Genomic DNA, 11,757 nt, shown 5'->3' on the forward strand with positions numbered 1-11,757 from the left:
TACAAATCGCTGACATGCAGGTGACATTGCCATGAGACGGGGTCTCTATCGTTTTTCTTGAACGAGGTATCCGAAACTGGCACGCTCCCGCAAAATCGTCTTCTTCTTCCCGTCGTTCGCCAGTACGGAAGCGACGGCGCCGTTAGGTATTCTTGCCGTTTCGACACCTCTGGAACGTGCCGGCTATCAGATCTGTCTGATCGATTCGACGATCACGCCTGACTTCCAGAAACGGGTTCTCGAAGAGGTAAAGGACGCCCTCTGCCTGGCCGTCTCCCTGGTCACTGGACCAATGATCCGGGAGACCGTCGCCATTGCCAGAGCCGTGAAAGAGTGGAAACCTGACTTCCCCATCGTCCTGGGCGGATGGCATCCGTCGCTGTTGCCACAGCAGACGCTCGAGGCTGCCTGCGTGGATTACGTCGTCCGCGGACAGGGCGAAGACGCAATGCTGGAGCTGGTGCAGCACCTCAGCAGTGGATCGGCACCGGATCTGATCGCAGGTATTGGTTTCAAGCGGGACGGCCGCATCATCTTTACTCCCGAGAGACCGCTACGCCCCCTCGTCGAGATGCCGCCAAAGGCCTACCACCTGGCCGACTTCGATGCCTACGAGCGCTCCTGTGGCCGCCGCTGGGCGATGTATACCTCCAGCCTTGCCTGCCCATTCAACTGCGCCTATTGCACCAACGGCGGCGTCTACGGAAGAAAGTGGAACGCCCTCCCCCCGGAACAATTTGTCGAAGAGACCGTCGATCTAAGCCGGCGCTATGAGCTGGAGATGATCTGGGTGGTCGACGACAACTTCCTCGTCGATCTGGATCGCGCACGAGGCATCGCCGAGGGCCTGGTCCGCGAGAATTCGCATTACACCTGGAGCATCCAGGCGACGACGAATCTGGTAGCAAGGCTGTCACTGGAAGACATGCGTTTGCTGCGCCGCGCTGGACTGCGGCAGGTATGCCAGGGCGTCGACTCAGGATCGCCCGCGATCCTAAAGGCGATGAACAAGGACTTCCAGGACTTCGAGTCGATCTACGAGAGCGCAGCGCGTTGCCTGGAGGCAGGCATCCGTCCCTCCTTCAACATCATCTTCGCCTTCCCTGGCGAAGGAGCGAAGGAGCGCCGCGAGACTGTCGAATTCATGCTCGACGTTTGCCGCAAGTTTCCGGGAGCGGAGTTCTGGACGAACATCTTCACGCCTTACCCGGGCTCGCCGATTTTCAAGCGCACGGCTGAGATTGGCATTGAGCCGCCGACCACTCTGGAAGGCTGGGCGGACTTCTTTCCCCGCTACACGGAACTTCCCTGGCTGAAGGGCGAGGACCATAAGCGGCTTCAGGATACCCGCGAGTACCTGCGCCTGGCCTTCAACCGTATTCCCATCGCCGCCGACACGCGTCCGCCGATCATCCGGCTGGCCCAGAAGGCAATCTCCTTACCGGCCCGCTGGCGTCTGGATCACGATGCGTACCGTTTCCCGGTCGATATCTGGCTGAACAACAAGCTGAAGAAGCGGATCCCTAAAGGAAAGCCGGCCGTGGATGCCAAGCGCCTTGCGCGTACCCCGGCGGAGGCAGCGGCATGCTGAACGTGCTGCCAGCCAGCGCCATCCGGCCGGCTCCGGCGCACAGTTCACCACGCCCATCGCCCGGCCGAAACAAGGTCGTTCTGTTTTATCCGCCCTATGACGGTCCGCCGCTCGGGGCACCACTCTGTCTTCTGGCGCTCGCCGGAGTTCTGCGTGATGCAGGTTTCAGAGTCAGTATTATCGACGCCTGCATTCATAAGGACTACCTGCAGCGCATCGTGGCGGAGAGTGCCGACGCTGTCTGCGTCGGGATCTCCGTGCTGACCGGACCGATGATTCGCGGAGCTATCTCCGCGGCAAAGGCTCTGAAGGCTTCTCGCCCCGAACTTCCGGTGGTATTTGGCGGGTGGCATCCCTCGCTGGAACCGGCACAGACCGTACGCGAAGCGTACGTAGATGTCGTTGTACGCGGACAGGGTGAGCTAACCATGCTGGAGCTTGCCCAAGCCTACACCAACGGTAGTTCGGTTGGCCCGATCGCAGGCATCCACTGGAAGCAGGATGGCGAGATCATCGAGAATCCCGAGCGCACCGTCGCTCCCATCGGCAGCTTCGCGGCGCCCGCCTACGACCTGGCGGACTTCGATGCCTATGAGCCGCTCAATGGGCATCGCAAGCTGGCCTACGCCACCAGCGTTGGCTGCCCGTACGCATGTAACTACTGCACCGACATGGTGGTATACCGGCGACGCTTCAATGCCTACGACGCGGACCGGGTGGTGGGTGAGCTCGTCGATCTGGTTCGCACGTACCGGATCGACGAGGTTGCCCTGCTCGACTCGAACTTTCCCGTGGACGTAAAGCGGGCTCTCGCGATTGCACGCGGGATCGTGAACTCCGGAGTTCGCTTCCAGTGGACCTTCCAGGCCTCGACCGATTTCCTCTGCCGCATGACCCAGGACGAGGTACAGCTCCTGGCCGACAGCGGCGTAAAGGTGATGGGCTTCGGTACTGAGTCAACCGCTCAGCGTGTCCTCAAGCTGATGAACAAGCGCCACCAGCGTGTCGACGAAATGTACGAGACGGCACGCAAAGCGCACGTCTCCGGCATCAAGATTAACTTCAACCTTATATTCGGCTATCCCGGGGAAACAGAAGAAGATAGGGTACTTACCTTCCAGACAATGAGCGACATCGTGGAACAGTACAACAATGTCCAGTTCTCTCCAAATTTGTTTACCCCCTATCCCGGCATCCCCATTTGGCCGCAACTTCGCGAGCTGGGAGTGAGGGCGCCGCAGACCCTGGAGGAGTGGATCAAGCTGCCGCTCAGCGTCAATGCCCTGCCATGGCTGCAGGGAGAGGAACTCGAACGCCTGAGGCGGATGACGGACTATTTCCTGCTGAACGGTAAGGTTCACCGCCGACATGACAAGGAGCCCTTGAAGACTGCTGTCCTTCGCCAGCTATTCAAACGCACCGTAAGCTGGCGCGTCCGCTCAAGCCATTACGGCTTTCCCTGGGAGCTCTGGGCTTCCAGACTTTCTGGACCACTTGCATCCCGCAGATCGTTGGTGACCGGCCAGGAACTTCCTGACCAGGCAGCCGCGTGTTAGCACGGAGTCCCCACGATGACAGACATACTTCTTACTCACTCCTATCACCTGGCGAACGATCCGAAGCAACTGCGGAAGATGCAGCCCTATGCCCCGCTGGGCACGCTCTACGCCGCGGCGGCACTCCGGGATTCCGGAGTGCCGGTAACGGTCTTTGATACCACCCTGCAGAATCCTCTCCACAGCCTGAAGTCGATGCTTCAGCTGGAAAATCCAAAAATTCTAGTGATTTACGAGGATGACTTCAACTTTCTCTCTAAGATGTGTCTGCTTTCCATGCGTCAGACGGCAGAACAGATCGCACGGCTGGGGAAGGCGGCAGGGGCGGTCGTCGTCGCACATGGTTCCGACGAGACTGACTTCGCGGAAGAGTACCTGAAGGCCGGCGTGGACTACATCCTGACGGGAGAGGCAGAGAACACGCTCACGGAGTTGTGCCAGGCCATCCTTGCGGGCCAGGATCCATCTGGAGTCCCAGGCTTGATCTGGAAGGATACGGCAGGTTCGCTTCATCGCAGCGGCAGCAGCCCGGTTCGTAATACCGACTGGTCGAAGATGCCGCTGCCGGCGCGTGACCTCATTGACATGAGCCTCTACCGCGATGCCTGGACCGAAGCTCATGGGCACTTCTCTGCGAATGTCGTCGCCAGCCGGGGTTGCCCCTATTCCTGCAACTGGTGCGCGAAGCCAATCTCCGGCAACAAGTACCAGCTTCGCCCCGCCGCCGATGTCGCACAGGAGCTGCGTGATCTGAAGCAGCATCACGGTGCCAAACACATCTGGTTCAGCGACGATATCTTCGCCCTCAACCGGCACTGGCTGCAGGACTTCGCCCAGTGGGTACACACCTACGATGCCGTCATTCCTTACAAGATCCAGGCGAGAGCCGACCTCCTGCGGGAGGATGTCGTTTCCCTGCTGGCTGAAAGCGGATGTGACGAGGTCTGGATGGGCGTTGAATCGGGATCGCAGAAGGTTCTGGATGCGATGGACAAACGTCTTCACGTCGCGGATGTAGTCGCGGCAAGGACCCATCTTCGCGCTGCCGGCATCAAGGCATGTTTCTTCCTGCAGCTTGGCTATCCCGGGGAGGGTTGGCAGGAGTTGCTGGAGACACTTGCCCTGGTTCGGACCACGCGCCCGGATGACATCGGTGTCAGCATCTCGTATCCCCTGCCCGGAACGGTCTTCTACGAGCGTGTCCAGGCCGAGCTTGTGGCAAAGCGTAACTGGAAGGACAGTGACGATCTGTGTGTCATGTTCTCCGGCGCCTACTCCGACAGCTTCTATCGCACGATCCGCGATGCGCTGCACCTCGAAGTCCGCGGATGGAGCAGCGGTTCGGCCAATGAGCAGGAGGTAGCTGCCGTGTGGGAAGAGATTGCCGCTCTTGAGCCGCAGGAGCGGAGAGACGTGGACCACATGCCGCAGCCCCGCTCTGGCAAGGACTCTGCGAGTTTTCTACCGCTCCATGCACTAACACCTGCTGGAGGCGCCGTATGACTCCCGACCTGTTGCTGGCCCACGGCTACTTCCTCTACGAGGACCCCAAAGAGCTGCAGATCATGAAGCCCTATGCCCCGCTGGGCATTCTTTATCTGTGCTCGCATCTGCAGGCAAAGGGCTTCGACGTCGAGGTCTTCGATACAACCTTTTCGTCCAAGGCAGCTCTGATCGAACGCTTGCAAACCGGAACACCGTCAACGCTGGGCCTCTATGCCAATCTGATGACTCGAAGCAACATCGTGGAGCTGCTGCGAATCGCACGCGAGGCCGGCTGGAGGACGATCGTTGGAGGTCCGGAGCCTGGAGCCTACGCCAAAGAGTATCTGGATGCGGGCGCGGAGTTCGTGGTTCTGGGTGAAGGCGAACTGACGCTGGAAGAGTTGATGACTGCCATCCGCTCAGGCGGGCTCGATCAGGTGAGCAAGATCGATGGCCTGGCGTATCTCGAAGATGGAGAGCTTCGCCAGACCCCGCCACGGGCACAGATCAAATGCCTGGACGATCAGCCATGGCCTGCGCGCAAGATGGTGAACATCCAGAAGTACGTCGATACCTGGCGTACACACCACGGCAAAGGTTCAGTTAACTTCATCACGGCACGCGGATGCGCCTACCGCTGCCAGTGGTGTAGCCATCAGGTCTATGGCAACACCCATCGTCGCCGCGATCCGCTGCTGGTGGTGGATGAGGTGGAGTGGCTGCTCTCCGAGTACCAGCCCGACATGATCTGGGTCTCGGACGATGTCTTCACCATCAACCACACCTGGTTACGCACGTATGCGGCGGAGATGAAGCGCCGTGGTCTTCGCATTCCGTTCGAGTGCATCTCCCGGGCCGACCGTCTGAACGAAGAGGCGATGGATCTGCTGGCAGAGTTAGGCTGCTTCCGCGTCTGGATCGGGTCGGAGAGCGGGTCGCAGCGCATTCTGGATTCCATGCAGCGCGGCGTGAAGTTGGACCAGGTGCAGCGCGCCGTAGAGTTGAGCAAGACCCGCGGCATCGAGAGCGGAATGTTCCTGATGTGGGGTTACGATGGCGAGGAGCTTGAAGATATCGAAGCCACCATTCAGCACGTGAGCCGGACGCAGCCGGATATCTTCTTCACAACCGTCTCGTATCCGATCAAAGGAACGCCCTACTACAAGAAGATCCAGGACGACCTGATTCAGCTTGCACCATGGGGCACGAGCTCCGACCGGGAGATCAAGATTCGCGGCCGCCACTCTCGCCGCTACTACAGCTTCGCCGACAAGCTGCTACGCAGTGAGGTCGCTCTCGCCCGGATGCGTGACTTCAAGGCTCCGGACGAACAGGAGGCCAGCCGCCTGGCGGAAGAGATACGCAATGCCCGCATCGGTCTGATGGACGCGGCCGCAGAGGTAGAGGCATGATCGCGGCGCACCCAGCCGGCCAGGCTTTCGACGCGATGGCCGACACGTATGACGATGATTTCACGCAGAGCCACATCGGGCAGGCGCAGCGCTCTGTCATCATGCAGGATGCGTTCCGCATCTTTCACGGCCGCAGACGGCTCCTGGAACTGAACTGCGGTACCGGCGAAGACGCTCTGCGTTTCGCAGAGAATGGCTGGAGAGTGCTAGCGCTGGACGTATCGGAGCGGATGATTGCCTGCGCCCGTGTACGGCGGGAGAGCATAGGAACGACGGAGAATCCGCAGTTCCGGCAGGTAGCCACAGAAGACCTGCGTGAGGTCGCCGGAGAGTTCGACGGCGTCTTCTCGAACTTCTCAGGGCTGAACTGCGTCAGAGATCTCGCACCGGTAGCGGTAGCACTCGAAAACAAAACCACGCCTGGCTCTTCTCTGCTTCTATGCCTGTCGACACGTGTCTGCCTGTGGGAGACAGCGTGGTATCTGCTGCACGGCAAGCCTGCAAAGGCCTTCCGCCGGTGGACGGGAAGACATCAAGCCATGCTGCAAGGGATGCCGGTGGATGTTTATTACCCCACGCTGAGCACGCTCCGTAGTGCATTCCTGCCGTACTTCAAACTCCGCAGTGTGCGGGCGATTGGGCTTTTTGTACCGCCATCGTACGTTGAGAGCTGGGTACGGAAACACCCTCTTCTGCTCCGGATCTTTGTCCGGCTGGATATGGTCTTCTCCCGATTGCCGCTGTTACGCACCCTTGGAGATCACATGCTGTTGCACCTCGAGAAGACCGGGGAGGTTGGGTGATCCTTCTCTTTCATCCCCGTGCCGTGAAACCTCGAAGCCGCAGGCTTCCCCTCGCCGTGCTTGCTTTGGCAGCGGTACTGGAAGGTCGTGAGGAGTATGAGATCGTCGACGGCAACGTCGATGATGACCCATTGGGCACGCTCCTCAGCCTGATCGACAAACATCGGGTGGAACTGCTCGGCGTCTCGGTGATGCCTGGACCGCAGATGGCTGCCGGCATGGAGGTCTGCCGCGAGATCCGCAAACTGCGACCTCACGTTCCGATCGTCTGGGGAGGCTACTTCCCTTCCATCTATCCGGAAGCAACGCTCAATGCGAAGTACATCGACTTCGCGGTTCGCGGCCAGGGAGAGGACACCTTGCTCGAGCTTCTGGAGGCGCTTCGCGGAGAACGCACCTTCGACAGCATCCTTGGGCTTTCGTACAAGGACCAGTTCGGCTTCCATCGCAACAACGCGGAGCGCCCGATGAAGGGGCCGGACGCTTTTCCCTGGTCTCCGTTCCATCGGCTTCCCGTCGAGAAGTATCTTCGGCCCTCATTCTTCGGCAAACGCACCGCAGTGCACCACGCCAGCATCGGCTGCCCGTTCAACTGCAGTTTCTGCGGTGTACATGCGGCCTATGGCAGAACCGAAAAGTTCGAGTCTCCGGCGCGCACCGAGGCGATTCTGCGTCACCTGGTCGATCGCTACGGCGCCGACTCAGTGCAGTTCTACGACATGAACTTCTTCCTGAGCGAAGAGCAAGCCCGGGAACTCATGGACCGCATCGCCCCATTGAACCTGCGCTGGTGGTGCGAAGCGCGTGTTGACATCATGGCCCGCTATAGCGATGAGACCATGCAGGCCATCCGACGCGCCGGATGCACCATGATCTTCTTCGGTGCCGAGTCCGGCTCAGACTGGGCGCTGAAAGAGATGCAGAAAGGCATCACCACCGAACAGACGCTGATCATGGCTCGCCGCACACGTGAGGCCGGCATCATTCCGGAGTTCTCTTTCGTTGTCGGCAACCCAAAAGATCCGGAGCGCGATACACGCGAGACGCTGGCGTTCATCCGCAAGATCAAGCGCATCAACCCTGATTCAGAGATCATCATTCAGCACTACACGCCGACACCGCAGCGCGGCTCGATGTACGGCGACGTCGACGACAAGATCAGCTTCCCAACCAGCCCGGGAGAGTGGGCCGAGAAGAAGTGGATGGATTTCACCCTTCGCATCGATACCCGTGCTCCATGGATGAAGGACAAGACCAAACGGCTGATCGACAACTTTGAGATCGTCGTTGCTTCGCGCTGGCCCACGGTGCAGGATATCCGTGCTCCACGCTGGGGACGCTATCTACTGCAGACACTCAGCGCATGGCGCTATACGTTCCGTTTCTATACGGCTCCTCACGAACTGGTGCTGGCGCAGCGGTTCATTGATCTCAGGAAACCCAAGCGGGAAAGCTTATGATCGCAGCTCGCGCAACTCCCGCAGTCTTTGATGAGTGGGCGCCAGTCTATGACGAGGCCCGCAATCCATTCTGCTCGTTAGAGGCAAGGCTGCTTCGTCAGCTTCTGCCAACATTGCGGGGAAAGACCATCCTCGACGCCGGCTGCGGAACCGGAAGACACTTTCCACTTCTGAGCAAGCTGCAACCAGAGTGGATTCACGCCGTAGATTACTCCGCGCAGATGCTGGAGCTGGCGAAACAACGGCTCCCGAAGAACGCTACATTTCATCATGCGGACTGCACTACTATTCCTCTCCCCGCACAGTCGATCGACGTTGTCCTCTGTTCCCTTGTTCTGGGATACGTAGGCGATCTCGGGGCCTTCTGCAGCGAGATGCGGCGGCTACTCCATCCGAGTGGCCAGATCATCCTGGCCGACATTCATCCCGATACGGCACAGCGACGCGGCTGGAATCGTTCTTTCCACCAGCAGGGCGAAGAGATCACGATTGCCTGGAACCAGATCGACATGGAAAGGCTGAGAGCAATCTTTACAGCCGAAGGGTTCCATTGCGTGTGCGATCTGGAGCCTGGATTTTCCGAAGCGGAGCGGGAAATCTTTGTACAGCAAGGTCGGCCTCGTTCCTTCGAAGAGCTTGCCGAAGAACCAGTGATGTATCTGCTTCAGCTTGTGCGAGAGGCACCCCAGGCAGAGTTCGTTATCACTGGAGGTCAGTGTGCGCTATCGGCATATGATGCGTTGCCACGCACACTTACCGTCGAGGGAGGACGGATACGCTCCCTCCTGGATAGCTCGCCCGAGCCGATGACGCAGGTTTCCCTGGATGGACACCTTCTTCTTCCCGGCCTGATCAATGCGCACGATCATCTGGAGTTCGGTCTCTTTCCACGGCTGGGAGAAGGCGGCTATGCCGATGCCCAGGAATGGGCCGGCGCAATTCACGTGCACCATGCCGAGACCATCGCACGGCACCGCAGCATCCAACGGGAGGCACGTATTCAGTGGGGCGCTCTGAGGAATCTGCTGTCCGGTGTAACGACGGTGTGCCATCACAATCCGATTACAGAAATAATGCGTGAACCCGAATTTCCAGTCAGCGTGGTGGAAGAGATGCGCTGGGTGCACTCCGCTGCATTCGATTTTGCGGGGCTTCAGGAAGAATCATCGATCGATTCTGGAGAGATTCTGATCGTACATGCAGCCGAGGGGGTAAGCGAGCGAGCGAAACAAGAGATCGAAATGCTGCAGGCGTTAGGTCTGTTGCGTCCTTCCACCATCCTTGTTCACGCACTTGCGGTCACGCCACAGATGATCGACAGGCTCAAAGAAGCAGGAGTCAGCTTGATCTTCTGCCCCAGCTCCAATGAGTTTCTCTTTGGGACGATTCCAGCCGCTACTCTTCTAGAGAATTTCGAGAATGCTGCGCTTGGAAGCGACTCTCCGCTTACCGCTTGCGGTGACCTACTGGACGAAGCGGCCTTTGTCACAGCGCGTTACGATCTGCCGGCCGCACGACTCTACTCCATGCTTACGGAGAATCCGGCAACGATGTTGCGACTGACCGAGGGTCAGGGGAAGATTCAGATTGACGGCCGAGCCGATCTGATTGCCGTACCCGATCGCGGCCTATCACCTGCAGAGACGCTTCGTCACCTGACATGGCAGGACGTCCATTTTGTGATGCGGAATGGCATCATCCAGCTTGTCGCGGAAGAACTCGCACACATTCTCCAGCCGCAGGAGCTTGCAGGGTTCACTGAGATCAATGTCGACGGCCGGCGGCGCTGGATCCGCGGGGATCTTCGACCGGCATTTGAAGCTGCCACTATGCTGCAGCAGCATGGGGTGATCCGCCTGGGAGAAAGGACGGTGGCTCTTGCCTGAGACAGCAACAATCGCGGAGACGCCTCACCTGCAGGAGCACCGCAAGACGCGGATGCCGATTCTTCTGCTGCATGTGCACAGCCGGTGCAACTGCCGGTGCGCGATGTGCGACATCTGGAAACGCGAGGAAAACCAGGAGCTCGATCTCGCTGTTCTGGAACGTCAGCGTGAGTCGCTGCTCGCGCTGGGTGTGGAACAGGTTGTCTTCACCGGCGGCGAAGCGCTGATGCATCGAAAGCTGCCAGAGCTTACGCATTTCTTCCGTGAGATAGGCGCAACGCTGACCCTGCTCACCAGTGGGCTCCTGCTGGAGAAGCACGCTGCCCTGGTTGCAGCCGAGTTCCAAGAAGTTATCGTCTCTCTCGATGGACCTCCCGAGGTTCACGATCAGATTCGCGGAGTCAAAGGTGCCTTTGCCCTGCTTTCTCGCGGAGTCCACGCTCTCAAGCGGCGAAGCACGCTTCCAGTCAGAGCACGGTGCACCGTACAACACGCAAACTTTGCGCACCTAGCGGCCACCGTAGGTGCCGCCATCGATGCCGGGCTAGATGGCCTCTCTTTCCTTGCCGCCGACCTCTCATCCACCGCCTTCAATCGGGAGCTGGTCTGGCCAATTGAGCGTCGTAGTTCTATCCAGGTGGACGCCACCGAGCTCGAGACACTCAACCGGCAGCTCGACCTCGTCGCGGAAGCCCGGGAGCGGCTAGCCCCGGCATTTTCGATCGCAGAGAGCCGGAAGAAACTCCAGCGCATTGCAGACCACTTTGCGGCAGAAGCTGGCCTGGTTCCACATCGAGCTCCGGTATGCAATGCTCCGTGGGTCTCCGCTGTGTGGGAGGTCGATGGGACCGTAAAACCCTGTTTCTTTCATCAACCTATCGGCAACCTGGGACACGGGACGTTGGAAGACATCCTTCACAGCGATAGCGCCTTTGAGTTCCGGTCTCACCTGAAGGTCGATGAGAACGAAATCTGCAGGCGCTGTGTCTGCTCACTTAACTACCAACCATCAAACGAACCCGGCGTCTAAAGGCGCGACTTCCGCTCACCTGGTCCAGGGCTTCCGATTTTGCTCGCGATAAAAGGCGATCAGGTCCATGGACTTCGGCGGCGCTGTGTCCAGCTGTCGCAGCATCGTGGTGATCTGTCCGCGATGATAGGTTCCGTGATTGACCATGTGCTGCAGCATCTGCCAAAGCACGTCGGATTGGTTGTTACCACGAAGGTCCTGGTACTCGATTGTGCGCTCCACAGCTTCCGGCCCTAATCTTGCAAGTTGTTCGCGCATCTCGCTTTCCAGTTCGGCCCACTCCTTGCGGGCTGCGTCGACATCAGGAAGGCGGTCCGGTTTCTGAATTCCCTGCAGCTTTTCGCCCTTCAACCGGGTGATCCAAATGCGCTCGGCAGCGCAAATATGCGCAATGGTGTCACGCACCGAGCTGAAGCTGTTCCCCATGGGACGAATGAACTGCTCAGGCGTGATTGCGCCTACCGCGTCGAGCACTCGATCGCGCGCCCAATAGTTGTAATCGATGAGGAGGCGGAGATCATCGTAGGTCATCGG

At 59.2% G+C, this 11,757-nt stretch carries 9 protein-coding genes; 8 read left to right on the forward strand and 1 reads right to left on the reverse strand.

Annotation, left to right across the window (positions count from 1 at the left end; all coding sequences use genetic code 11):
• The first annotated feature begins 94 nt into the window (after positions 1–94).
• The 8 genes from AB4Y89_RS05060 to AB4Y89_RS05095 are packed head-to-tail and all read left to right on the forward strand — an operon-like array spanning position 95 to position 11,223.
• A complete protein-coding gene (locus AB4Y89_RS05060; protein ID WP_442299873.1) occupies positions 95–1,591 on the forward strand; it encodes a B12-binding domain-containing radical SAM protein in 1,497 nt (498 codons plus the stop codon).
• Complete coding sequence (locus AB4Y89_RS05065) at positions 1,585–3,147, forward strand: B12-binding domain-containing radical SAM protein (protein ID WP_442299799.1); 1,563 nt, start codon at positions 1,585–1,587, stop codon at positions 3,145–3,147. The genes AB4Y89_RS05060 and AB4Y89_RS05065 overlap by 7 nt, the downstream gene beginning before the upstream one ends.
• Before the next feature lie 15 nt (positions 3,148–3,162).
• Entirely contained in the window at positions 3,163–4,650 is a 1,488-nt protein-coding gene (locus tag AB4Y89_RS05070; protein ID WP_442299800.1) for a B12-binding domain-containing radical SAM protein, read from the forward strand.
• Positions 4,647–6,044, forward strand: coding sequence for a B12-binding domain-containing radical SAM protein (locus tag AB4Y89_RS05075; protein ID WP_442299801.1), 1,398 nt, complete (start codon positions 4,647–4,649; stop codon positions 6,042–6,044). The genes AB4Y89_RS05070 and AB4Y89_RS05075 overlap by 4 nt, the downstream gene beginning before the upstream one ends.
• Positions 6,041–6,847, forward strand: a complete 807-nt coding sequence (locus AB4Y89_RS05080) for a class I SAM-dependent methyltransferase (protein WP_442299802.1) — start codon at positions 6,041–6,043, stop codon at positions 6,845–6,847. Before AB4Y89_RS05075 ends, AB4Y89_RS05080 begins: the two co-directional genes overlap by 4 nt.
• Positions 6,844–8,307: a B12-binding domain-containing radical SAM protein gene (locus AB4Y89_RS05085; protein ID WP_442299803.1), complete on the forward strand. Its 1,464-nt coding sequence runs from the start codon at positions 6,844–6,846 to the stop codon at positions 8,305–8,307. The genes AB4Y89_RS05080 and AB4Y89_RS05085 overlap by 4 nt, the downstream gene beginning before the upstream one ends.
• Entirely contained in the window at positions 8,304–10,193 is a 1,890-nt protein-coding gene (locus AB4Y89_RS05090; RefSeq protein ID WP_442299804.1) for a methyltransferase domain-containing protein, read from the forward strand. The genes AB4Y89_RS05085 and AB4Y89_RS05090 overlap by 4 nt, the downstream gene beginning before the upstream one ends.
• A complete protein-coding gene (locus AB4Y89_RS05095; RefSeq protein WP_442299805.1) occupies positions 10,186–11,223 on the forward strand; it encodes a radical SAM/SPASM domain-containing protein in 1,038 nt (345 codons plus the stop codon). Before AB4Y89_RS05090 ends, AB4Y89_RS05095 begins: the two co-directional genes overlap by 8 nt.
• Before the next feature lie 15 nt (positions 11,224–11,238).
• Here the strand turns inward: AB4Y89_RS05095 and AB4Y89_RS05100 are convergent, their stop codons facing one another.
• The gene (locus AB4Y89_RS05100) at positions 11,239–11,754 is read right to left on the reverse strand and encodes a DinB family protein (protein WP_442299806.1); all 516 of its coding nucleotides are present in this window, start codon (positions 11,752–11,754) and stop codon (positions 11,239–11,241) included.
• Positions 11,755–11,757 lie beyond the last annotated feature (3 nt).

The organism is Terriglobus sp. 2YAB30_2 (genome assembly GCF_052114765.1).
Classification (GTDB): Bacteria; Acidobacteriota; Terriglobia; order Terriglobales; family Acidobacteriaceae; genus Terriglobus.